The organism is Veillonella sp. 20925_1_51 (assembly GCF_041431445.1).
Taxonomy (GTDB): domain Bacteria; phylum Bacillota; class Negativicutes; order Veillonellales; family Veillonellaceae; genus Veillonella; species Veillonella nakazawae.
Genome location: NZ_JAPVXT010000001.1, coordinates 24,314 through 47,914, shown reverse-complemented (window position 1 = coordinate 47,914; position 23,601 = coordinate 24,314). Strand labels below are relative to the sequence as shown.

The window sequence follows — 23,601 nt, the reverse complement described above, 5'->3', positions numbered from 1 at the left end:
CTATAGACGGAGAATTAATGGCTATTAACCTAATGCTACAGGAATACTGCCATCAATGCCAGCTTGTTCTAACTCGGCTTGAATCATAATAGCGCATTCAATACGTTTCTTTTGTAAGCGGCAGCCAAATTCATAAGGTGTTTCTAAATCGCCACCTAATGTAATGTTGTTAGCATGACAACCACCAGAACAGAAGAATTTCGCCCAACATTCAGCACAAGTTGGTTTAGAGAATACATGTGTATTACGGAAGTCTTTAGGAATTTCTGTATTTTGTAATCCATCATACACATTGCCAAGCACATATCCATCTTTACCTACGAATTGATGACATGGGTAAATATCGCCATTTGGAACAATTGCCATATATTCATGACCTGCCCCACAACCACGAAGGCGTTTAGCCATACATGGACCGCGATACAAATCCATACGGAAGTGGAAGAAGTTAAACTTCTCGCCCCAACCATCTAATTGACGTTGTAAATAAATATCTGCTAATTTTTCATATTCTTTTTCCAATACAGGCCAATCCTCTTCGCGAAGAACATAGTCCCCCTCTTCACCTACTACAGGCTCCATGGATAAATGTTCGAAGCCAAGATCAGACATAGCCATAACGTCTTTTGTAAAGTCTAAGTTTTTATGTGTATACGTACCACGTACGTAGTATTCAAGACCATGGCGTTGTTTTACCGCATTGATAAGGTTTTTAGCAATATATTTGTAAGATTCCGCACCACTACCAGCTACAGGACGCATCGCATTATGTACAGATTCACGACCATCCAAAGATAATACAAGGCTCATCTTATGTTCGTTTACATAGTCGATTTTATCTTGTGTTAAGAGCATGCCATTTGTAGTCAATGTAAGCTTGAAAATCTTATTGTGCTTTTCTTGAATGGATTCAATATATTCAACTGTTTGTTTAACAACATCCCAGTTCAATAAAGGTTCTCCACCAAAGAAGTCTATTTCACAATGTTGACGAGGGCCGCTCATTTTAATGAGGAAGTCCACTGCACGCTTCGCCACATCAAAACTCATTAATTCACGTTTTACACCGCCGTAATCACCTTGGCTGGCAAAACAGTATTTACATGCTAAATTACAATCATGAGCAATATTTAAGCATAATGCCTTAACAATAGGTTTTTCACCTACTACAAGTTTAAACTCTCTACTCATCGGAGCAAACAATTGCTCTGCTTTAATGAGCTCATCTAACTCATCCATAATCTCATCAAGTTCTACGGCATCTTCCTTAGCATCTAATGCAGCATGTACTGCATCGCGATTAGTGCCATCATATATGTCAAGAACTCTATCAATGAGTTCGTCGATAACGTGAATAATACCACTATTAACATCTAAGCAGTAATAGTTATCCTTCATCCGAAACTTATGGATCATTGGTTTTAATTCTAACATGGTACCTCCAATTATTATGTATGGTAAAAGTTCTACTATATAGAACTTTCTAGATAATTGTACCACATTTCCACGCTAAACGTTATGAAAAGAGTCATAAAGATATACCATACAAAGTATGTATTATACACATAAATAAAAAAGGCCCGCTAAGCGAGCCTCTTTATTATTTTTGTTTGCAAACTTGGTTACCAACTGTGCAGCTTGTTTTGCAAGCAGATTGGCAAGATGTTTGACATTCCCCACAACCGCCAGTTTTAGCAGTTTTTTGCAAGGATTCAGTGTTGATAGTACGAATACGTTTAGCCATGGTTATCCTCCTCAATACTTATCGAATGATATTTATTTTATCATATTTATGAAAAGCCTGTAAAATACTATTTAGTTATGTTTTCGTCTACAGATTTGATTTTATTAACTTCTGTAGTTTTATTTGCATCCGCTCCTACTGTTGTTGCATCGTTTGTAACAGCATCAGTTTTTTCTTTCTTAGGAGTATCCTTACGCAATACCTTACGTAATGCCAATGCAACTGGAGTAACGATAACAGCAGCAAAAACTGCTTCTGGAATACCATGTGTAACAGATAAGAATACAATAGACCCTAATACTTGATCTGGACTAAGATTCATTTTAACAGCAAACATATCTGCATAAAGTAAGAAAATAAGTCCCATAACCATAATTGTATGGAATACGGTACCCATGAACGCAGACACGATAATGCGTGGACCTTGCGGTGCTTTCCATAATAGTAAATATACTAAATATGCTAATACCGGAAAAAGAATACGTGGTAGCACAGAAATAATTGGATTAATAAATAGTGGAGATAAAATATTTGGAGCTGTAATATTTTGCCACAAGCTATAGCAACCAAAGATAAACCCTACAAAAGCACCAACTTTAGGCCCCTCTACAATTGCACCAATAAGTGTCGGTACATGTAAAGTAGTTACATTAAGCGGGCCTAATGGAATAATACCATAGCCAGATACACCTAATGCAATAGTAATCCCCGCTAATAGACCAATAATTGTTAATTCGCGAATCGTAATGCCACTCTTCTTCTTTTTTGGCTCTTTACGTTCAACTTGCTTCAGTTTTTCATTGTCTTGGATTGATACAGTTGAGTTATCATCCACTGGACGTTCATTGTTGTTCATAGATCCTCCTTCGTTCTCATTCCTTACGGATATAAGTCGAAACTAGAAATTAAATACGTTCACGGCGTCGTGAAATAATACCACGCTCTACCAATGCACCTATAATCACTGCTACACCTGTCATACCAGCTTCTAACAAAGTTGGGGTAACAAACACTAGCGGATTACCTTGATACGTTGGAAAAACGGTGGGAACTAAAGATAAAATAAACTCTGGAATATAACCACCATATAAAATATGGGCATTCATAGCGAGCCATAAACCAGCAGTTAAAACAATACGAAATAATCGTATACCTTTATAGGCTATTTCTCTTGGGTATAAATAGAATACGAATACCAATAAGGATATAAGTAATGACACCAATTCTGCAAAGAGTATATTCACATTCATAGATGACGCATACATGAAATAAACCATTGGATCTTGTAGATCAATATAGAGAAGCGAACCAATATATAAGAATGGAATTGGAATAGTATATCCAATTATATCGAGTGCTTCATCTACCATTCCCCATCGATGATTTCGATTGAAAAACTTAGTAGCTAGCAACCCACAAAGTTCAATAAGTACTTGAACTATAAAATACACCACGAAAAGAAGCAACGCTGTTACAATTCCACTATCTGCAGTAAAGCTAAAGGGCGTATGAAGAAATGAAAATACTGTCCACCAGGCCCAGCTATACGTATGATATCCCATACTCAATGGTAAATCGTCATTAAATTTAGCATTCTTCAATCTTCGTACCATGAGAGGTATTACAAGAGACAATACAGGGAATACTAATATTGGTAATGCTAATGCGCCACTCAAGGAAAGAACTGTCGTTACAGCACTTACAAATAAAGCACAAACGACGGTGAATAACCAGAAATTCTTATTCATTACGGCCTCCTACTAAACGAGTAAGACCATATGCAAAAATCAAGCTAATAGTAACACCAATATACATAGCTACTAAAAAAGCTACATCTCGGCCAGCTGTAGGCCAGCTCCATAGCATCGATAAATCTACACCGAGAAAAATACCTTTATAGCTAATGCCGTGGATTATAATCCAACTTACAACATAAGCAATACGGCTAATCGATTTTCCATCTCCAAAGGTACTACTTTTAAACGATAAATATGCCAAAGGCATTATTAGTGATAAAAGTAAATACCATACAAGTGCTACGGTAGCACTTGATCCATTATGAATCATATATGCAATAATAGGAATTACTACGATAAATAGATTCAAATAAACGGATCTTTTACAAATATCCATTAATGTGTTCATATAGATCTCCTATGATATGTAATCTCTTTGTATTTTACAATAATCATAGATAAATGTCATCAAAAAAGAAAAACCTCCATACAGGTAAATGAATACCTTATATGGAGGCTTCTAATTAAGCTACTACAGAGTCAGCTGTTACATCAATTGTAGGAACAGTTTCCTTTGGTTCTTCTTTTTTCAACAATGGAGTCATGCTTTCTAAGCCGATACCCAATGTGAATAGATTATGCAACCATGCTGTTTGGCTTGGCGGCATAATACCGAGTACACCACCACCTACAAGGGCACCATTGAAACCAACGATACCATTGTAATTTGCTTTGATGCGTTTCATCAATGCCATAGAAATGCGGCGTAAATCTACAAGAGCTTGTAGATGATCGGAAGAAATAGTAACATTTGCAATTTTTTGAGCAATTGGAGCGCCTTCATTCATAGCGATACCAACATGTGCTTCAGAAATTGCTGGGGAATCGTTAATACCATCCCCTACCATCATAACAGTATAGCCTTCAGCTTTTGCTTGTTTTACATAAGCCGCTTTATCTTCTGGCAATACTTCAGCATGCAATTCATCGATGCCGAGTTCGTCAGCTACACGTTGTGCATTACGTTTGGAGTCACCAGTCATCATGACAACCTTTTTAATACCCAAAGTGTGTAAATCAGCTATAACTTGTTTTGCTTCCTCACGAACAGGGTCTTTAATACAAATAACCGCTGCTAGTGTACCTCCAATAGCGAGGTAAATATGGGAAGATGAATTTGGTAAATTGTTGAATTTTTCTTGTTCATCTGCAGGAATTTTTGTCTTTTCATCATCAAAGATGTAGTGAGCACTACCAATGCGTACACGGTAGCGACCAACTTTAGATGCAATACCATGAGCTACAACGTATTCTACGTCGGAGTGCATTTCCTTGTGAGGCAAGTCATGATCCTTAGCAGCGCGTACAATTGCTTTTGCCATGGAGTGAGGGAAATGTTCCTCAATACATGCAGCTAATTTCAACATTTCATCTGCATCATGACCGTTGAACGGGATGATTTGTTCAAACTCAGGTTCTGCTTTTGTAAGAGTACCAGTTTTATCGAACACAATCATATCTGCTTGTGCAATTTGTTCTAAGAACTTACCACCTTTAACAGTGATACCGCGTTTAGATGCTTCTTGCATAGCGGAAAGTACTGCCAATGGAATGGATAATTTTAGAGCACAAGAGAAGTCAACCATAACGAAAGACAATGCTTTCATTACATTTCGAGTCAACAAATATGTTAAACCAGCACCAATAAAGCTAATTGGAACTAATTTATCTGCCATGCGGTATGCTTGTTGTTCCATACCGGATTTCATTTGTTCAGACTCTTCAATGAGGTTAACGATTTTTTCGTAACGAGATGTTTTGGATGTGCTACGTACTTCTACAATAGCTTTACCGTCTTCAACAACAGTACCCGCATATACAGAACTGTCTTGATCGCGACGAACCGCTTCTGGTTCACCAGTCATGGAGCTTTCATTAACAAGAACAACACCATCGATAACGACACCATCCAATGGAATCACTTCGCCTTGGCGAATAATGATTTTATCACCTGCCACAACTTCGTTAACTGGCTTGCTCACTTCAATGTCATCAACTAAAACCCATACTTTATCTACGTTCAAGGACATGCTTTGAGCGAGATTTAATACAGATTTACGGTGAGTCCATTCTTCTAAGATATCACCAATACCCAATAGGTACATAACAGCGCCAGCTGTAGGGTAGTCTTTTTGAAGTAAAGCAGCACCAATAGCTACACCATCAAGTACTTCGACAGTTAACTTACGTTGCCACAATGTTTTAATCGCTTTACCGATAAATTTAATACCGTCAAACCAAGCCCATGCAGCCGCAATTGGTGCAGGAAGCACTGCTTTTTTACCTAAGTAAAGTGCAGTGCGGTTGATCATCATTTCACGGTATTTTTTATTTACCAAGCGTGGTGAATATTCGTTCAAAGCAGGTGCTTCGGACAAGTTTAAATCGCGTAGAGCTAACACTGCATCACGCACAGCATCAGAATCGCCATTATGTTTAATGGCGATTTGACTGCTACGAGTGTAGAAGGTTACATCTACAATTGCATCATTAAGGAGCAATGTATCCTCTATATAAGCTGCTTCAGCTTCTGTAAAGCGATGGCCAGTTACCTTAACATGCAAGCGATTTCTGAGTTTTCGTACAACAGAAAATTGTAACATATGTGCAATCCTCTAATTATTTGTTTTCTTCAAAGATTTCTTCGTTGCGTGCTTCGTTGATTTCTTGAGCTTCTGCCAATACATCAGATGCGGATGCTTGTACTTTTTCAGCTGTTTCTAATACAGTTTCTTTAGCGCGAAGACCAGCTGCTACGATACCAGCATATACTTTTTTAGCGTCTTTGGAAGTTAAAACTTTAAGACCTACAGTACCCAATGCAAGACCTGCTGCGAATAAGTTAGCGTTTTTAAGATTTTTTTGATCGATGTTGAACATGATAATATTCCTTTCTACTAAATATGATAAAAAATTTAATTACTATATTTGAAAAGAGGAGCCATTATAGAGACCCCTCATTCAAATTCAGAATTCGTACTAGCTTACTTAGCGGTACGTTTAATGCCTAGTGCCTTATTGGAGCCATCACAGCTGCAGCTACCACCGCAACCAGAAGATTTTTTAGAGCTAGACTTGGAGCCACCGCCACCACAGCCGCAGCCACCTTTACCAGACATTTGTTTGTAAAATTTATTACCGATATAAGCTAATGCTAATACAACTATGAGTCCTATAACAAGATTATCCATTATTATGCCTCTTTCTCAATATCTACTAAATTATAATATGTGTATTAGTGATAAACAAGATAAAAGCAATATCTAAAGGATATTTCCCTTTTCTCATTATCATTTAACCACGAATATTGATAATTATCAAGTATTATTTTTAAATTACTTATAACAAAATCGCAATGTTTTAATTCATTTTTGTTCAAAGAATCTAAAAGTGGCTAAACTCTCCTATTTAGCGATTTTAGATTAGAAACCTAATGCGCGACCTATGTTATAGAAGATGAAACATGCAATCCAAGCAAATGTGTTTTCATAGAAGAACATGAACGCAACCCATTTCCAAGAGCCAGTTTCACGTTTGATAACTGCTAATGTTGCCAAACATGGTGGATAGATTAAGATGAACAGCATCATTGTTAAACCGATTAACGGTGTGAAATGAGGATCATTTTGTAAGTAATCAGTCAACGGTGCTGGATTTTGATCATCACCACCAACAGCATAAACAGTACCTAACGTTGAGATAACAACCTCTTTAGCCGCCAAACCAGCTACTAATGATAGGCCCATTTTCCAATCAAACCCCAATGGTTCTAGCACTGGGTTGATGGCTTTACCAAAGGATGCTGCATAGGATTGTTCAATTTTTTCCGCAGCTTGTTCTTTATCAAGTTTGTCATTTTCAGCATCTAAATTAGCACTGTTTTTATACATTGCCCATGCTGCTGGGAACAAGTCTTTATTTTCATCTTTAATATCATTGAATAATTCAGGTGCTTCAGAATCATCCTCTACTGCTACTTCAGGTTCATCTTCTCCTGCTTGCTTAGCAGCATCAGTAGCATCTTGTACAGTAGATTTCATATCTTCAACAATTTTATCAACTGCATCTTTTTGGTCATCTGTAGCAATACCGAATTGAGCTAATGTAGCTGCATCTTTTACTTCATACTCTTGAGCAACTTGTTCTTTCATTGCATCATAGTCTTTAGAGTATTCTACATCCATTGGGTACGCAGTAAGGAACCAAATCAAGATAGATGCAGCCATGATGAATGTACCAGCTTTAATGATGTACAATTTAGCACGTTCGTACATGTGCATCCAAGTAGCTTTCAATGTAGGTAAATGATATGGAGGTAGTTCCATTACAAATGGTTCAGCTTCACCTGCAAATAAGAACTTACGGAAGATCTTTGCAAAGATAATACCGAAAATAATGCCCAAGAAATATACAGAAAATACAACAAATGTACTATCCCAACCATTTGGGAAAAATGCATTTGCAAATAAGATATATACCGGTAAACGAGCAGAACAGCTCATGAATGGTGTAATCAAGATTGTAACCATTCGATCCTTATAGTTATCAAGGATACGAGCGCCCATTACAGATGGTACGGAACAACCGAAACCTAAAAGCAACGGAATAAAGGATTTACCATGCAAACCACAAGCGCGCATTACACGGTCAATAACGAAGGCTGCACGAGCCATGTAACCAGTATCTTCCAAGAAAGAAATGCCAAGGAAGAGTAATAAAATTAATGGTAAGAATGAAAGTACCGCACCTACGCCGGCAATAATACCATCAGATACGAGTGACTGTAATTGGCCCTCTGGAATAGTCTGAACCGCATAAGCTTGTAATGCAGCGAAACCATCCTCGATCCAACCTTGAGGAATACCACCAACGAAGTTAACGAACGCAAACAATAAGTACATAACAACCATGAAGATTGGTAAGCCCCAAATTCGATGCGTTAAGATTTTGTCATAACGGTCAGAGCGTGTTTCCAATTGAGTTGGCGCTTGTGTTAAACATGTATTATATACTTCTACTGCAAAGCGGTGACGATATTCTTGGAAGACAATATCAAGATCAACTTGATCCTTAATTTCTTCACGAATAGCTTCAGCCTTTTGAATAACAGCTTCCGTATTATCAAAGCGCATAACTTTGCCAATAACGTCAGCATCTTTTTCTAACAACTTAACAGCAATCCAACGAAGTGGATATGTAACAGTGCCCGCTTGTTTTAGCAATTCTACAAGCTCACTAATTTTGCCTTCTAACAAATCACCATAGTTAATTGTTACACCAGGAGCTTTTTGAGAAGCAGCTACACTAATTGTTGCTTCTAACAAGTCTTTTGTACCAATGTTTGTACGACCTACTGTGCTAACAATTGTAGCCCCTGTCATTTCTGCCATTTTTTTTAGGTCGTATTTGATGCCCATTTCTTCAGCAACGTCAGCCATGTTTAGAGCAATAACCATTGGCTTTTCAAGTTCCAATAATTGTGCAGCTAAATATAAGTTACGTTCCAAGTTAGATGCATCAAGAACATTAACAATAACATCTGGGTTATCATTTACGATTACATTACGCGCTACTAACTCATCCAAGGAACGTGCAGTTAAGCTATATGTACCTGGTAAGTCAATAAACAATAACTCATGGCCATCAAAATTCGTATGGCCTTCCTTTTTTTCTACTGTAACGCCAGCATAGTTACCAACGTGTTGCTTCGCCCCTGTGATATTGTTAAACATTGTAGTTTTACCACAGTTAGGGTTACCTGCTAAGGCAATGCGAATTTGCCCATTTTCTGCCATGTGAACCTCCTATTGAACCTCTACATCAATCATGCCAGCTTCGCTATTACGAAGTGCTAATTCAAAGTTTTTTACTTTGATTTCCACCGGATCCCCCAAAGGGGCAAACTTCATAACATGGATTTTTGTACCATTTACAAGACCCATGTCAATTAGACGATGCTTAACATTGCCACTGCCATGTAGTGCAACAATAAGACCAGACTCACCTGGTTTCATGTCTTTTAACTTTTTGATAGCCATACGACACCTCCTAATTATTGTACCTAACAACCTCATATTAAACACACCAAATAATAATGCGTATTAATATCTTAAATTATTATATCAAAGAAATCAATAATTTCAACAATTATTATCATTTTTATGGTGATTTTCTATCTCATATATATATTTTTTTCTCATATTAAATATGAGAATTATTTTATCATTAATCAAAATAAACCTTATAGGGTATAGCTTTTTATGAACCATCGCAAATCATAATTACCCCCACCAAATAAGAAGCACTACTAAGATTATCATTATTAATAATTCAATCATTCTCAATTAAACATTAAAATTTTATTTAAATATGAATACTTTAATGTTTTTTATTCTCATAAATATCCATATATATCGCCATTTCTCAATTTATTATCAATTAATAGCACTTTTAATTATTTCAAATTAACTTTACAGGCCTACCATAGTGTCATATAATATTAGCCCCTTATATAAAGTTTCAATTTATTTGCCCCCACTAGGTGCATAAGGTATAATTAATATAATATGTATTATAGAAAGGACGATCCATGAAATCTTTTAAATCTCTAGGTGTTTGCGATGAACTCATTCAAGCCCTTCAAAAACAAGGTATCAAGGAGCCCACTCCAATTCAAGAACAAGCCATTCCTGTAGTTTTCAAAGGGAATGATGTCATAGCAAAAGCTCAAACAGGCACAGGCAAAACATTAGCCTTCTTATTACCTATTCTTCAACGGGTGCACACAGATGTTCATCAAGAGCAAGTACTTATCATTGCACCTACGCGAGAACTAGTAAAACAAATTTCTGACGAAGCAAAAGAAATAGGTACCATTTTAAATGTGGATATCCTCCCTCTTATCGGTGGCAAAACGATTGAAGCACAGCTACAACAATTAGGACGTCGCCCTCAAGTTATCTTAGGTACGCCTGGCCGTCTATTAGATCATGCTAAGCGTGGTTCACTTCACCTAGATTGTATTCGTCGTGTCGTACTCGATGAAGCCGACCAAATGCTCCACATGGGGTTCTTACCGGATATTGAAAATCTCATAAGCCAAACAGATGCTAATAGACAACTTTTACTATTCTCTGCAACAATCCCAGATAAGATTAGAAACCTTGCAAAAGCTTATATGTCAAAACCAGCCTCTGTAACAGCAGAAGGTAAGCATGTTACATTAGAATCTATTGATCAACGTGTATACATGATGAATCCAGAGGAAAAAACAGAACGCCTCATCAAAATGATTGAAGAAGACAATCCATTCTTGGCCATTGTTTTCTGTAATAAACGTGAAGGTGCAGTTCGCTTATCCTATGAGTTAACTGCTGCAGGCCTAAATATTGCTGAAATGCATGGCGATTTAACACAAGGTCGCCGCACTCAAATATTACGCGATTTTGCAAAAGCTAAGACACAAATCTTAGTAGCCACAGATATTGCAGCTCGCGGTATCGATATTGAAGGCATTACACATGTTTATAACTACGACGTACCACGCGACGTAGATTACTATATCCATCGTATTGGCCGTACTGGTCGTGCAGGTAATTCCGGTGTAGCTGTTACATTTGCCACACCACAGGATGAATCTTGGCTACGACGTATTGAGCGCGCCATCCAGGCAACGCTTACTAAATACACTAAAGATGGCCAAATTAAGACTAAAGGTAATGCAAGTACTGCGCCAAAACGTGCAAAATCTTCTGGCAAAACTAAGATTACAAGTTCCTATCAATCTACAAAGGCTAAAGCTCATAAAGCTCGTGGCCACAAAGGTGCTAATACACGCCAACGCCGCACATCTACGTCTCAAACTGGACGTCGTGGTAAACGCAGATAAAACTAAAGACGCGTACAGATTAATCTGTACGCGTCTTTTTATTTGTTCGCATAAATACTTGGCGTGCCATTTACATCAGAGCATTGTGTCTTACATTGAGATCGATTACTGCAAACCCAGTTAATACGGCCTCTCGCCTCTTGTTTAACAAAATAACCTTCTTTACATCGTGGGCATTTATATTTCTTTTCTTCTTCAGATAGAATGATATTACTTTCACCTGTTGAAGTCTCTCCATCGATTGGTTGCGTATGTTTACAAGTTGGATAATTGGTACAGCCTAAAAAAGCACCATATTTACCATTACGCTGTTGCATATGTCCCTTATTACATTTCGGACATATAGGTAAAGTAGATAAGTCTACATTTTCATTATCCATAGGTCGTTTACGATTTTGATTCATTATCGTGCGAACTACATTTGGCATCATTTGACCAGAATTTACCTGTTTATCAAAGCCAAGCTTATCAATCAATAACTGTAAAAACTTAACTTGATCAGACAAGAAGGAATCCAACGTATCCTCCCCTTCACTCATGAGGGCCAAACGTTCTTCCCAAACTGCCGTTTCATCAGGATACAACAATTCATCAGGCAATGCATCTACTAAAAGATAGCCTGTTTCCGTAGGTGATAGAACTTGCTTCTTCCCCGAAGTTTTCATAAAACCACGACTGATGAGTTCGTCAATAATATTAGCACGAGTCGCCTCTGTACCTATACCAGATACAGCCTTTAACTGTTTTTTCAAATCTTCGTTTTTTACAAATTTATGAATTTCCTTCATCGCTTGTAATAATGTAGATGGTGTAAAACGAGATGGTGGTTTTGTTTGTTTTGCCTCTACAGAGGAATCTGTATAAAGAACGGAATCATTTTTCTTAACAGCCGGCAAATGATCCGTTTCTTCAATAGCCTCTTTTTTAGAATCAGATTCTGCGCCACGTTCATCAGTTAAATCAGGTTCATCATTATCTGTCACCGATTTGGACTTTTGTCGTTTATAAAGCAACTTCCATCCTTCGTCTATAACTACACGACCATTAGCAACAAACTCTTCCTTACATTGCTCTACTACAATTTTAGTTTGCTCATAAATGTGCTCCCCATAAAATTGAGCAATATAGGCCTGACTAATGAGGAAGTAAATATTGCGTTCCTCACGGGACAAGCTATTTACATTACAAGCTACGGTCGTAGGAATTATAGCATGATGGGCTGTAATCTTCTTTTCATTCCAAGCGCGGCTTTTAATTGAGCGGTCTGCATCAGTAGCCCACTGTGCTAATTTTTCATCCCCTGCATTCTGTAAATTATTGAGAATTGCATTGCGGTCACCATACTGATTTGGTGGTAAATATTCACAATCAGAACGAGGATACGTAGTCAATTTCTTTTCATATAGTTTCTGTGCTGTATCAAGTACAGTTTGCGGATCATAGGAGAATGCTTTACCAGCTAATACCTGCAAAGATGATAGAGACAATGGTAACCGCTGTACATCTTTCTTTTTAGATTTTGTAACAGCTTTGATAACTCCATCTGGACCAGCCTGTAAGCGCTCTACTAATTCATCGGCTATAGCTTTATTAATAAGGCGTCCATCTGGGTCAAGCCCCTTTTGATCGTCTGTAGGCTGCCACGTAGCCCAGAACACACCGTTTGGATGATTATATAAAACCTTTAATGTAAAATAATCTACCGGTTTAAAAGCGGCTAGTTCTCGTTCTCTGCGTACCACAAGGGCTAATGTAGGGGTCTTAACACGGCCTATAGGTAATGTTACTTTATTACCTTTATAACGTTCAGACAATGTATAGGCACGAGATAAATTCATGCCAATAAGCCAGTCTGCACGTGCTCTAGCCAATGCAGATTGATATAGATTGTGAAAGTCTTTATTATCCCGTAGATCATTTAATGCGGCACGAACAGATTTTTCGTCCAATGCATTTAGCAAGATACGTTGTACAGGTTTTGTATTTCCTACATAATATAAAACCTCATCAACCAACAATTGACCTTCCCTGTCCGGGTCACCTGCGTTGACGATAATGTCCGCTTTACCGATTAATTCTTTTACAGTCTCAAACTGTTGACGACTACTATCCGTAACGAGTAATTTCCACTCATCAGGCACAATAGGTAAATCTTGAGGGCGCCAGCGGATATATTTATCATCGTAATCACCAGGTTCTGCTTGATGTAATACGTGCCCTACAACCCAAGTCACCACATCATCACCTTGGATAAAATAGCCATTCCGTTTTTGGATATTCTTGTTTTCTGGCAAGCATTTACTAATTTCGCGAGCCATGGATGGCTTTTCCGCAATAAATAACCTCATGGTCCCCCTCCTTAACATAAAATAACGGCTATTCCCCAAGCCGCTCTTTGAAATCTCATTATACTACAATTTAGTGGTCATAACTACCAAAATCATGTATAATTTTAAAGATATGAATGGTGTGAAGATGATATATTAAAATAAGACTTTCACAAACGAAACAATAGAGGTGAACTATGACATTTTTAGAAGAAGTGCAACGTCGGCGTACGTTTGCTATCATATCTCACCCGGATGCGGGTAAAACTACATTAACAGAAAAATTACTTTTATACGGTGGTGCTATCCACTTAGCAGGGTCCGTTAAATCTCGTAAAACAGCAAAACACGCCGTATCTGACTGGATGGAAATCGAAAAGCAACGTGGTATCTCCGTAACAAGTTCGGTGTTGCAATTTGACTATGATGGTTGTCGCGTCAATATCCTAGACACCCCTGGTCACCAGGACTTTTCTGAAGATACATATCGTACCTTAATGGCTGCAGATAGTGCTGTCATGTTGATTGACGTAGCAAAAGGCGTAGAAGCACAAACAAAAAAACTATTTGCTGTATCTAAAGAACGCGGTATTCCTATTTTTACATTTGTAAATAAAATTGACCATTTCGGTCGTAGCCCATTTGATTTGATGGAAGAAATCGAAAATGTTCTTGGCATTCGTACATGCCCTATGAACTGGCCAATTGGTATAAACGGCGAATACAAAGGCGTATACGATAGAGAACATGAAACTATCGAGCTTTTCGCAAAAGATGAAACACATGGTCAAGAAAAGTTAGCCTCTGAAAAAGGAGCTTTGACTGACCCTCGCATGAAAGAATTATTGGGCGACGATGTATACCAAGCATTGCTTGATGATATTGAATTATTAGATGTTGCAGGCGATCCATTCGATTTTGACAAGGTTCGTGCTGGTGAATTAACTCCTATGTTCTTCGGCTCTGCCATGACTAACTTTGGGGTAAAACCATTCTTAGAGAAATTCTTAGAACTTGCTCCATCTCCTGCTCCGCGCCAAGCTGTGGAAGAAATGGTACAACCTACAAGCGAAGACTTCTCTGCTTTAGTATTTAAAATCCAAGCGAATATGGACCCTAACCACCATGACCGTATCGTATTTATGCGTATCTGTTCTGGTAAGTTTGAAAAGGGCATGTCCGTATTGCATCGTCAATCTAATAAAACGATTCGTCTATCTCAGCCTCAACAGTTTTTGGCTACAGAACGTACCATCGTAGAGGATGCATATCCAGGAGATATTATCGGTGTCTTTGACGCTGGTACAATGGGTGTAGGTGATACACTGTGTGCTCAAAAACACAAGGTAACCTTTGGTGACTTCCCTGTATTCCCACCAGAGTTCTTTGCTCGCGTATCGCCAAAAGATACTATGAAGCGTAAGCAGTTCCAAAAAGGGATGACACAATTAGCCCAAGAAGGCGCTGTTCAAATCTTTGAACAACCAGGTGCTCTTGATTCCTTCGTAGTCGGCGCTGTAGGTATGCTTCAATTCGAGGTTCTGGAATACCGTTTAAAAAATGAATATGGTGTTGATTTATTAAATAATACATTACCATACAGTGTTGCTCGTTGGATCGATGGTGAAGTAGATATCGCTTCTTTAAAAGGGGTAGATAATGCGATGATTGTTAAGGATAATCGAGATCGCACCGTAGTCCTCATTTCCAATGAGTGGCAAATGGGTTGGGTTCAGGAACGTAACCCTAATGTTACATTCTTAACAACTCCAAAACTTCATCACGAACTATAGTATGGAAGCTCATCCCCTTCTCTAGATAAGAGAGTTGCTATATTATATATGGTAGTATAAGCTCAAATCACAATAGCATATAATAAGATGTAAAGACTTTATAGCTCAAGACTGGAATATATTTCTCAATATATAAAAATTAGAAATATATTCCAGTTTATTTTTTTATAATAGGCAGGAATATCACAGAATTTAGTCGAATACATATAGTATGATTATGTAAAGAAGTGATTTTTACTATTACTTTCTCGTATTTTTGTATATAATATAAATGTATTAAAAAAGATATATATCTAATTATAGGTATATAATAACTAAATGGTTTTAATGTTGTTGTGAGTGTTGAAAATAAATAATATATAATTATTATACCTTATATATTCTATAGTTTTTTTCGACCATTCATGATACCATAAAATATAAGTTTTATTTTTTATTTTAAAGGAGTGATTTTATGCCACTTATTGACTTAGCGTTAGTCAACGATGTATGGACCTTAAAACTGTCCATGATCCAAACTGTAGGCCTTGCTGTAATCACGTTATTCATTGGTACTTGGATTAACAAACATTCCAAGTTCTTACAACGTATGTGTATGCCTGCACCAGCTGTAGGGGCTTTGCCATTTGCATTTTTAACTGCTATTCTTTCTTACTACAAGATTTTGAACATTACTTTTGAAGGCTCCCTACAAACATTCTTAATGCTCGCTTTCTTTACCACTATTGGTTTAATGGCTTCCTTGAAAGTCCTCAAAAAAGGCGGCATTTTCATTATCTTCTTCTTCCTAGCTTGTGCAGTGTGGATTGTTGTTCAAAATACTGCAGGTATTATGATTGCTAAAGCTTTAGGCATTGAACCAATCATCGGTATTATGGCTGGCTCCGTATCTATGATCGGTGGTCTTGGTACGGCTGGTGCCTTCGGTCCATACTACGAACAATTACTTGGTATCCCTGGTACAGCATCTGCTGCAGTTGCAGCAGCAACATTCGGTATGGTTGCTGGTACAATCCTAGGTGCTCCTGTAGGCGAACGCATTATTAAAATGCACAAAGTTAAAACACCATACGAAAATCCTGAGTTAATGGAAGATGAAGGCATCGACATGATCGAAGATCGCGTTGAAAGCGGTGGCAAACAATTCGATGCTCAAGACCTTTTAACAATCTGTATGTGGATTGGTCTCGCTTTAGGTATCGGTACTATCGTAAGTGCTGGTTTATCCATCCTTACTCCACTACCTGCGTACATCGGCGCAATGATTTGTGCTGCTGTAATTCGTAACTTTGGTGATTTTACAAAAGCTTACAAAATCAACGATGCAGCTCTCGATGCAGTATCCAATGTAGCATTATCCTTATTCGTAACAATGGCTATCAATAGCTTGAAACTAGTTCAATTGATTGATCTTGCATTACCTCTTATTACAATCTTAGTTGCACAAATGGCACTTATCTGTGTATTTGCATACCTTATCTACTTTATTTTTGGTCGCAACTACGATGCAGTTATGCTTGGCGCGGGCGCTATCGGCTTCGGTCTAGGTGCTACACCAAATGCGTTGGTTAACATGTTGTCCTTGGCGGGCAAACACGGTCCATCCCCTCGTGCATGGCTCGTAGTTTCCTTAGTAGGTGCATTCTTAATCGACTTTGCAAATGCTTTCCTCATTACAACAATGGCTGGCATTCTTTACTAAACAAAAAGGACCCATTCGGGTCCTTTTTTATGCAAAAAACTTATTAGCATAATAAGAGCTTATTAATACAAAAGAGCTTATTAGAATGATATTATCAATCTAATAAGCTCTTTTTACATTATACTATTTAATTAAAGAAGCCCACGCATTAGCTACATCGGCAAATTCTTGAAGGGTAAATGTTTCCCCTCTTCGTTGACCATCGATATTTGCTTTTGCTAACAGCTCTTCGATTCGATCTTTTGATAATCCCGTTGTCTTCATCGTATTAGCAAAGGTTTTACGTCGTTGCGCAAAACCAGCTTTCACAACCCGGAAGAATAATTTCTCATCAATCACATCAACCGGTGGTTTATCTCGTAATACGCAGCGAATGACAGAACTCGTTACAGCTGGAGCTGGCAAGAAGGATTTAGGTGGTACATCAAGCACAATATCCGGTTCAGTATAATATTGTACCGCTACAGATAATGCACCATAATCCTTTGTACCTGGCTTAGCTACCATTCGCAAGGCAACTTCCTTTTGTACCATTACAACGAGGCGCTCAATTGGTAATTTACTTTCCAATAGAGACATAATAATAGGTGTTGTAATATAGTACGGTAAATTGGCAACCACCTTAAATGGTTTATGATTCATGATGGATGGTACATCAAGTTTCAACACATCCCCATGGACAATACGTACATTATCATAGGAGGCCAAAGTAGTGTCTAAGACCTCTAATAAACGTCTGTCGAGTTCAATGGCCGTTACATCTGCCCCACTTTGTGCTAACCCCTGTGTCAATGTACCGATGCCAGGACCTACCTCTAGTACAGGTTCACCAGGTGTCAATTCTGCAGCATGTACTATTTCATCAACAATACCGCGTTTAATAAGAAAGTTCTGCCCTAATTTCTTGCTCATTTTAATATCGAAGCGTTTACATATATAATGCACTACCTCAGGGCTTGCAATTACTGATTCTAACATCTTAACTCCTATTTTAACTATTCACAGCCTCTTCAAAAGCATCTCGAGTTATACCATAATGATTTAAGCGGTATAAGAACTGCTTGCCATTACCATAACCAATACCTAACTTGGCACCAATAATCGCACGGCGAGCAGCACTATCAGGCATACCTGATAACCCATGACGAACTAGATCTACCATAGAAAATTCGTTGGATGATTCCAACGATTCTACATGTAATGTAGATAGTGCCTTTCTAATGGATTCAGGCGATGCTTGTTCTATACCAATATCATCATTTGCAAAAGCTTCATCACGAGGAACAAAAGCATGCTGAGCATTAGGGAATTTTTTTGTTAATACACGACGAATTCTTTCCCCTGCTGTATCAGGATCTGTTAATATGATAATACCTCTTTTTTCATAGGCTACGCGAATCATATCAATAACACCTTTACGGAGTGTGAAACCCTCTGTCGCAATGCAATCTGCTTCCACAGCTTGTGCAATACGTTGTATATCAGATTTTCCTTCTACCACGATGACTTGTTTAAGCATAGGTCCTCCTTTATTCTATTAGTACATTGTAACACATATATAACATTGCTTAAATACTTATAATCGAGTAGTATAAGTAGTGTAATATATAAAAGGAGGCCATTATGACCTTACAACAACTAAAGTATGTCACAACCATTGCAAATATAGGCAGTATTAGTGAGGCTGCTAAGAGACTTTTCGTTTCTCAACCAAGCTTAACAAAGGCCATTAAAGAATTGGAAAAGGAAATGGGTATTACCATTTTTGACCGCACCAATAAAGGGATTACTGTTTCTAAGGAAGGGGAACGTTTCCTCGGCTATGCACGCCAAGTACTAGAACAAGCTGCATTATTGGAAGAACAATACAAAAGCCAAAGCGGTGGCAAAAAACAATTTTCTGTTTCTACCCAACATTACTCCTTTGCAGTAAATGCCTTTGTAGAGCTTTTAAAAGGTGCAGACATTGATCAATATGATGTATCCTTACGAGAAACACAAACCTATGAAATCATCGATGACGTAGCTCATATGAAGAGCGAAATCGGTTTGCTCTTCTATAATGATTTTAATCGCCCTGTATTAGAAAAATTAATTCACACTAATGAATTAACCTTTACAGAATTATTTACTGCTCATCCTCATATTTTTATTGGCAAAAACCACCCATTAGCAAATAAGGATGTAGTGTCTATGGATGAACTTGAGAATTATCCTTATATTTCTTTTGAACAAGGCGATCACAATTCCTTCTATTTTTCTGAAGAGATTTTTAGTACCGTTGTCCGTCCAAAACATATTCGGGTACGCGATCGGGCATCCCTCTTCAGTTTATTGCTTGGTCTAGATGGATATACCGTATCTAGTGGCGTAATAGATGAGGAAGTAAACGGTGAAAATATCATTTCTGTACCTCTTGCAGAGGAAGGTTTAATGCATATCGGTTACATTACAAATAACAAAATGCATCGTAGCCGTTTAGGTCAAGAATATATCCAAGCGTTAGAACAATATGTAGGGAACTATGGTAGACACATTAAATTACCTAAAATAAAGGGATAATATTGTATTATATTTGATGATAGTTTAAATGACTCTACATAATAGTTTAACTACAAGTAAAAGCACTCCTATTAGGGAGTGCTTTTTTGCATATGCATAAAACTCAACACTATAAATTAACCCGTTTCAAAGTATTCAGTACTGTACAACAGCGTAGATACTATAAATTAACATCACATTTTGATATAACTAAATCCATAAAATAATGCACAGATATAACTAAAAGCTATGTACAACATTAATATATTGATATTTTTATATATGTTCAGACTTAGTTATAATAAACCTATCGAATTTATCGGTTTTACCGTTTATATAAGGAGGATTTTAATTATGTCCAAACAATTAGCACCATTCCATTTTGATATCGTAGGTTCTTTCCTACGCCCAGCAGAATTAAAAGAAGCTCGTGAAGCTTTTACAAAAGGAAATATTACTAGAGAAGAACTAACAGCTGTAGAAGATCGTCTCATTACAGACCTCATTCAAAAACAAAAAGCTGCAGGCCTTCCTGTTATTACTGATGGTGAATTCCGCCGTGCATACTGGCACTTAGATTTCATGTGGGGATTTAATGGCGTAAAAGAAATTGAACTTGAACACGGTTATAAATTCCATGGTCAAGAAACAGCACCTGGCTCCCTCGCCCTTACTGGTAAAATTACAGGCACTAACCATCCATTTGTAGAGCATTTCAAATTCGTAAAACAATTTGAAGATGAGCATACTACAGCACGTCAAACGATCCCTGCTCCATCTCAATTCTTAGCTGAATTATTCCGCGAAGATAATGGCATTACAACACGCTCCTTCTATCCTGACTTAGAAGAATTAATTCAAGACATTGCTGCTGCATACCGTCAAGTAATTAAAGACCTCTACGAGGCAGGTTGCCGCAACATTCAATTTGACGATTGTACTTGGGGTATGTGCTGTGACCACGCATACTGGACTGGTCGCCAAAAAGATAAAAGCGTCACTATCGAAGGTGAAACAGCTAAATACCTACGCTTAAATAACTTGGCACTCGAAGGGCGCCCTCATGACTTAGCATTCACTACACATGTATGCCGTGGTAATTACAACTCTACTTGGGCTGCTAGCGGTGGTTATGAACCAGTTGCACCAATTCTATTCGCCAAAGAAAATGTAGATGCATATTATCTAGAATTTGATGATGATCGCTCTGGTGGTTTTGAGCCATTGCGCGAAGTGTCCCCTAATAAAAAGGTTGTATTAGGCTTGATTACTTCTAAACGCCCAGAATTAGAAGATAAAGAAGTTATCAAAGAACGAATCAAAGAAGCTACCAAATATATTCCACTCGATAGACTTTGCCTATCCCCTCAATGTGGCTTTGCATCTTGTGAAATTGGTAACCAATTGACTGAAGAACAACAATGGGCTAAACTTGCATTAGTTAAAGAAATAGCTCACGAAGTTTGGGGTGATTAAATGAATGAACACACCATATATTTAGGAGGCGGTTGTTTCTGGGGCCTTCAAGGGTATATCAAAAAAATCTCTGGTGTCATTTCCACTGAAGTAGGCTATGCTAATGGACCTACTGAAAATCCAAGTTATGAAGATGTCTGTCACGATAGTGGTCACGTGGAAGCTCTAAAAGTTACATACGATGCGGATGTACTCTCCTTAGATCACTTAATTCAATACTTTTTACGCGCCATTGATCCATTCAGTGTTAATAAACAAGGTGGTGACGTAGGTATTCAATATCGAACTGGTATTTACTATATAGATAAAGCCGACAAAACTATTATTGAAATTACCTTGGCTCGTGCCCAATCCTTCGAAGGAAAGCCATTTGCTATTGAAGTATTGCCTCTATCTAACTACTACTCTGCAGAGGAATATCACCAAGATTACTTAGATAAAAACCCTACAGGCTATTGTCACATTCCACTAGGCCTATCTGATGAACCACTTGTAGATGACAACGCCTATAATAAGCCTTCTGAGGAAGAGCTCAAGGCTTTATCTCCGCAAGAGTTTGAAGTTACACAAAACTCTGCTACAGATGCACCTTTCAGTCATGATCTAACTGATGAATTTAAAGCAGGTCTTTATGTAGATATTACTACAGGAGAGCCCCTCTTCGTTTCTGCTCATAAATTTGAATCTCACTGTGGTTGGCCAAGTTTCACAAAGCCACTTGCGAAGGATGTTATTAAATATTATCAAGATGACTCTCATGGCATGAATCGTATCGAAGTGCGCAGCCGCATTGGTAATGCTCATTTAGGCCATGTATTTGAAGATGGACCTAATGGATCACTTCGCTACTGTATCAATGGATCTGCCTTACGATTTATCCCTAAAGATGAATTAAAAGGTACAAAATACGAATATCTAATTCCATATATTGAAGACTAAAAAAGGACGCCTTAATCATAAGGCGTTCTTTTAGTATACATAATGAATGCTTACTAAGTATAATATATTATGATACATATTTACTAAGTAGATGGTAACTATATAAACCATATAAAAAGAGGATATATCTATTAGATATATCCTCTAAATTATTATATTAGTCCAATACGTATACTGTAACGTCTTGGCGACCAAAGTCCATAGCCTCGCCATAAGAGTCCATTACAAGGTCGATTTTATTACCCACAATAGCACCGCCTGTATCGGCTGCAATAGCTTCACCGTAACCAGGAATAAATAAACGTGTGCCTAATGGAATAACATCTGGGTCAACAGCTGCAATACCACGTACTGCAGGTACACCAGTAGCTGTAATACCAGCGCCATCACCATCGCCAGCAAGGTAAGCAGAAGCTTCCATTACAATAGCACGAGATGAGCGACCAGCTATATTACGAGATGTAGTCACTTCACGAGTACCTTCTTTAATAATAGTAGGTACCATTTCGCGTTGTGTTACTTTAGATACGTCATTTGTCTTAATAACCGTACCATTACTATATAATGTTTCACGTTGTACACGTTCTAAACCAGGTTGACCAACTTGAACAACCTCTTCTTCACCTTGTGCCATTGTATCATCTTTTTGTCGAATTACTTGAATAGCAATTTCTTGATCTACTGTGGACAAGGAGCGGCTTGTTACTTGTGCAATTGTAATATGTGTACCACTTAATACAGAACCATTTGCATCGCCTACTACAGCATAATTAGGCATTTTAAAACCAAGTTCATTAGCAACGCCTTGTGCAGTTGTTTCTGTAGTGAAAACAGCTCTAGTCTTACCATTAACAGTTACATAAACTGGAATGGCACGTACAACAGTTAATGTTGTACCATTTTGAACAGATGCTGAGCTGGAAATAACTTTATCATTTGGATTTAATTTAACCCCAGCATCGCGTACGATACCTTCGTTAGAATTTAAATGTGTTCTAACAGTGTGTGCTGCACCATCTACCATAACGGTTACGGTTTTATCATTATAAGAAAAACCTGTCATAGTTACAGCTGTTACAATCAATCCTGCAACAACAGACGAAATATATCGTTTGTGTGTCTTATGAATTCTCATATTGTAATCCCTCCTGTAATGTAACTATTCTACTACAGATAGATATAACCTGTCAAACGCTATAGGTTAACAATAGTGCGTAAGTACTTGTAAATACTGAGTTTTACGTTATTTTATTTTCTATATTTTTTGTAAAAGTCCACTGTATGCGTACATATTGATATTTTTCAATACTATACAATATATTCCGAATTGTGTACATATATACGATACCACTACTATATATAGTATGTGAGTTTTTTTTATAATATAAATTGTAT

20 protein-coding genes are annotated in these 23,601 nt (G+C 37.7%); 6 read left to right on the top strand and 14 right to left on the bottom strand.

All coding sequences use genetic code 11. The features are described 5' to 3' along the window. Positions 1 to 24: 24 nt before the first annotated feature. The 10 genes from scfB to O3607_RS00165 form a co-directional block, all read right to left on the bottom strand. Positions 25 to 1,434 carry a thioether cross-link-forming SCIFF peptide maturase gene (gene scfB / locus O3607_RS00210; protein WP_371443140.1) on the bottom strand — a complete coding sequence of 470 codons (1,410 nt, stop codon included), beginning with the start codon at positions 1,432 to 1,434 and terminating at the stop codon, positions 25 to 27. A 166-nt stretch (positions 1,435 to 1,600) separates the two neighbouring features. After that, on the bottom strand, positions 1,601 to 1,744 hold the full coding sequence (gene scfA, locus O3607_RS00205; RefSeq protein WP_004693318.1) for a six-cysteine ranthipeptide SCIFF: 144 nt from the start codon (positions 1,742 to 1,744) through the stop codon (positions 1,601 to 1,603). A 67-nt stretch (positions 1,745 to 1,811) separates the two neighbouring features. Further along, complete coding sequence (locus O3607_RS00200) at positions 1,812 to 2,600, bottom strand: ECF transporter S component (RefSeq protein WP_371443139.1); 789 nt, start codon at positions 2,598 to 2,600, stop codon at positions 1,812 to 1,814. Between the two features lie 49 nt (positions 2,601 to 2,649). Continuing rightward, positions 2,650 to 3,492 (bottom strand): hypothetical protein, encoded by an 843-nt coding sequence (locus O3607_RS00195; RefSeq protein ID WP_213467014.1) that lies wholly within the window; start codon positions 3,490 to 3,492, stop codon positions 2,650 to 2,652. Then, positions 3,485 to 3,889, bottom strand: coding sequence for a hypothetical protein (locus O3607_RS00190; protein ID WP_105088983.1), 405 nt, complete (start codon positions 3,887 to 3,889; stop codon positions 3,485 to 3,487). The genes O3607_RS00195 and O3607_RS00190 overlap by 8 nt, the downstream gene beginning before the upstream one ends. A 115-nt stretch (positions 3,890 to 4,004) precedes the next feature. After that, positions 4,005 to 6,143: a heavy metal translocating P-type ATPase gene (locus O3607_RS00185; protein WP_371443138.1), complete on the bottom strand. Its 2,139-nt coding sequence runs from the start codon at positions 6,141 to 6,143 to the stop codon at positions 4,005 to 4,007. Between the two features lie 16 nt (positions 6,144 to 6,159). Beyond that, on the bottom strand, positions 6,160 to 6,420 hold the full coding sequence (locus O3607_RS00180) for a DUF6110 family protein (RefSeq protein WP_004697111.1): 261 nt from the start codon (positions 6,418 to 6,420) through the stop codon (positions 6,160 to 6,162). Positions 6,421 to 6,524: 104 nt separating this feature from the next. Continuing rightward, entirely contained in the window at positions 6,525 to 6,731 is a 207-nt protein-coding gene (locus O3607_RS00175) for a FeoB-associated Cys-rich membrane protein (RefSeq protein WP_302858055.1), read from the bottom strand. A gap of 231 nt (positions 6,732 to 6,962) precedes the next feature. Beyond that, positions 6,963 to 9,335, bottom strand: a complete 2,373-nt coding sequence (feoB, locus tag O3607_RS00170) for a ferrous iron transport protein B (protein ID WP_371443137.1) — start codon at positions 9,333 to 9,335, stop codon at positions 6,963 to 6,965. 9 nt (positions 9,336 to 9,344) lie between these two features. Further along, the gene (locus O3607_RS00165) at positions 9,345 to 9,578 is read right to left on the bottom strand and encodes a FeoA family protein (RefSeq protein ID WP_287518812.1); all 234 of its coding nucleotides are present in this window, start codon (positions 9,576 to 9,578) and stop codon (positions 9,345 to 9,347) included. A gap of 551 nt (positions 9,579 to 10,129) precedes the next feature. On the opposite strand from O3607_RS00165, the gene O3607_RS00160 reads away from it, so the two are divergent. Continuing rightward, the gene (locus O3607_RS00160; protein ID WP_371443136.1) at positions 10,130 to 11,428 is read left to right on the top strand and encodes a DEAD/DEAH box helicase; all 1,299 of its coding nucleotides are present in this window, start codon (positions 10,130 to 10,132) and stop codon (positions 11,426 to 11,428) included. Positions 11,429 to 11,466: 38 nt separating this feature from the next. Here O3607_RS00160 and O3607_RS00155 read toward each other — a convergent pair whose 3' ends face one another. After that, a complete protein-coding gene (locus tag O3607_RS00155) occupies positions 11,467 to 13,776 on the bottom strand; it encodes a DNA topoisomerase 3 (RefSeq protein ID WP_371443135.1) in 2,310 nt (769 codons plus the stop codon). A gap of 176 nt (positions 13,777 to 13,952) precedes the next feature. Here O3607_RS00155 and O3607_RS00150 point away from each other — a divergent pair, with 176 nt between their 5' ends. Next, complete coding sequence (locus tag O3607_RS00150) at positions 13,953 to 15,548, top strand: peptide chain release factor 3 (RefSeq protein ID WP_349224271.1); 1,596 nt, start codon at positions 13,953 to 13,955, stop codon at positions 15,546 to 15,548. A 454-nt stretch (positions 15,549 to 16,002) separates the two neighbouring features. Then, positions 16,003 to 17,250 (top strand): sodium/glutamate symporter, encoded by a 1,248-nt coding sequence (locus O3607_RS00145; protein ID WP_287512736.1) that lies wholly within the window; start codon positions 16,003 to 16,005, stop codon positions 17,248 to 17,250. Between the two features lie 123 nt (positions 17,251 to 17,373). Here O3607_RS00145 and rsmA read toward each other — a convergent pair whose 3' ends face one another. Then, complete coding sequence (rsmA, locus tag O3607_RS00140) at positions 17,374 to 18,228, bottom strand: 16S rRNA (adenine(1518)-N(6)/adenine(1519)-N(6))-dimethyltransferase RsmA (protein ID WP_349224270.1); 855 nt, start codon at positions 18,226 to 18,228, stop codon at positions 17,374 to 17,376. Between the two features lie 13 nt (positions 18,229 to 18,241). Then, positions 18,242 to 18,769, bottom strand: a complete 528-nt coding sequence (gene rnmV / locus O3607_RS00135) for a ribonuclease M5 (RefSeq protein WP_129822838.1) — start codon at positions 18,767 to 18,769, stop codon at positions 18,242 to 18,244. 104 nt (positions 18,770 to 18,873) lie between these two features. Between rnmV and O3607_RS00130 the strand changes: the two genes are divergently transcribed. The 3 genes from O3607_RS00130 (at position 18,874) to msrB (ending at position 22,206) form a co-directional block, all read left to right on the top strand. Next, on the top strand, positions 18,874 to 19,812 hold the full coding sequence (locus tag O3607_RS00130) for a LysR family transcriptional regulator (RefSeq protein WP_349224269.1): 939 nt from the start codon (positions 18,874 to 18,876) through the stop codon (positions 19,810 to 19,812). Positions 19,813 to 20,145: 333 nt separating this feature from the next. Further along, positions 20,146 to 21,267 (top strand): 5-methyltetrahydropteroyltriglutamate--homocysteine S-methyltransferase, encoded by a 1,122-nt coding sequence (locus O3607_RS00125; protein ID WP_295206588.1) that lies wholly within the window; start codon positions 20,146 to 20,148, stop codon positions 21,265 to 21,267. Next, positions 21,268 to 22,206 (top strand): peptide-methionine (R)-S-oxide reductase MsrB, encoded by a 939-nt coding sequence (gene msrB, locus O3607_RS00120; RefSeq protein WP_371443134.1) that lies wholly within the window; start codon positions 21,268 to 21,270, stop codon positions 22,204 to 22,206. Between the two features lie 157 nt (positions 22,207 to 22,363). Here the strand turns inward: msrB and O3607_RS00115 are convergent, their stop codons facing one another. Next, on the bottom strand, positions 22,364 to 23,341 hold the full coding sequence (locus tag O3607_RS00115) for a 3D domain-containing protein (RefSeq protein ID WP_060924812.1): 978 nt from the start codon (positions 23,339 to 23,341) through the stop codon (positions 22,364 to 22,366). Positions 23,342 to 23,601: the final 260 nt, after the last annotated feature.

Excerpts from the sequence above, each read along its gene's own strand:
- O3607_RS00190 (WP_105088983.1), bottom strand. The coding sequence starts at position 3,889 with ATGAACACATTAATGGATATTTGTAAAAGATCCGTTTATTTGAATCTA.
- O3607_RS00115 (WP_060924812.1), bottom strand. The coding sequence starts at position 23,341 with ATGAGAATTCATAAGACACACAAACGATATATTTCGTCTGTTGTTGCA.
- rsmA (WP_349224270.1), bottom strand. The coding sequence starts at position 18,228 with ATGTTAGAATCAGTAATTGCAAGCCCTGAGGTAGTGCATTATATATGT.
- O3607_RS00155 (WP_371443135.1), bottom strand. The coding sequence starts at position 13,776 with ATGAGGTTATTTATTGCGGAAAAGCCATCCATGGCTCGCGAAATTAGT.
- O3607_RS00125 (WP_295206588.1), top strand. The coding sequence starts at position 20,146 with ATGTCCAAACAATTAGCACCATTCCATTTTGATATCGTAGGTTCTTTC.
- O3607_RS00200 (WP_371443139.1), bottom strand. The coding sequence starts at position 2,600 with ATGAACAACAATGAACGTCCAGTGGATGATAACTCAACTGTATCAATC.
- O3607_RS00130 (WP_349224269.1), top strand. The coding sequence starts at position 18,874 with ATGACCTTACAACAACTAAAGTATGTCACAACCATTGCAAATATAGGC.
- scfA (WP_004693318.1), bottom strand. The coding sequence starts at position 1,744 with ATGGCTAAACGTATTCGTACTATCAACACTGAATCCTTGCAAAAAACT.
- rnmV (WP_129822838.1), bottom strand. The coding sequence starts at position 18,769 with ATGCTTAAACAAGTCATCGTGGTAGAAGGAAAATCTGATATACAACGT.
- O3607_RS00150 (WP_349224271.1), top strand. The coding sequence starts at position 13,953 with ATGACATTTTTAGAAGAAGTGCAACGTCGGCGTACGTTTGCTATCATA.
- O3607_RS00165 (WP_287518812.1), bottom strand. The coding sequence starts at position 9,578 with ATGGCTATCAAAAAGTTAAAAGACATGAAACCAGGTGAGTCTGGTCTT.
- feoB (WP_371443137.1), bottom strand. The coding sequence starts at position 9,335 with ATGGCAGAAAATGGGCAAATTCGCATTGCCTTAGCAGGTAACCCTAAC.
- scfB (WP_371443140.1), bottom strand. The coding sequence starts at position 1,434 with ATGTTAGAATTAAAACCAATGATCCATAAGTTTCGGATGAAGGATAAC.
- O3607_RS00145 (WP_287512736.1), top strand. The coding sequence starts at position 16,003 with ATGCCACTTATTGACTTAGCGTTAGTCAACGATGTATGGACCTTAAAA.
- O3607_RS00180 (WP_004697111.1), bottom strand. The coding sequence starts at position 6,420 with ATGTTCAACATCGATCAAAAAAATCTTAAAAACGCTAACTTATTCGCA.
- O3607_RS00195 (WP_213467014.1), bottom strand. The coding sequence starts at position 3,492 with ATGAATAAGAATTTCTGGTTATTCACCGTCGTTTGTGCTTTATTTGTA.
- msrB (WP_371443134.1), top strand. The coding sequence starts at position 21,268 with ATGAATGAACACACCATATATTTAGGAGGCGGTTGTTTCTGGGGCCTT.
- O3607_RS00160 (WP_371443136.1), top strand. The coding sequence starts at position 10,130 with ATGAAATCTTTTAAATCTCTAGGTGTTTGCGATGAACTCATTCAAGCC.
- O3607_RS00185 (WP_371443138.1), bottom strand. The coding sequence starts at position 6,143 with ATGTTACAATTTTCTGTTGTACGAAAACTCAGAAATCGCTTGCATGTT.
- O3607_RS00175 (WP_302858055.1), bottom strand. The coding sequence starts at position 6,731 with ATGGATAATCTTGTTATAGGACTCATAGTTGTATTAGCATTAGCTTAT.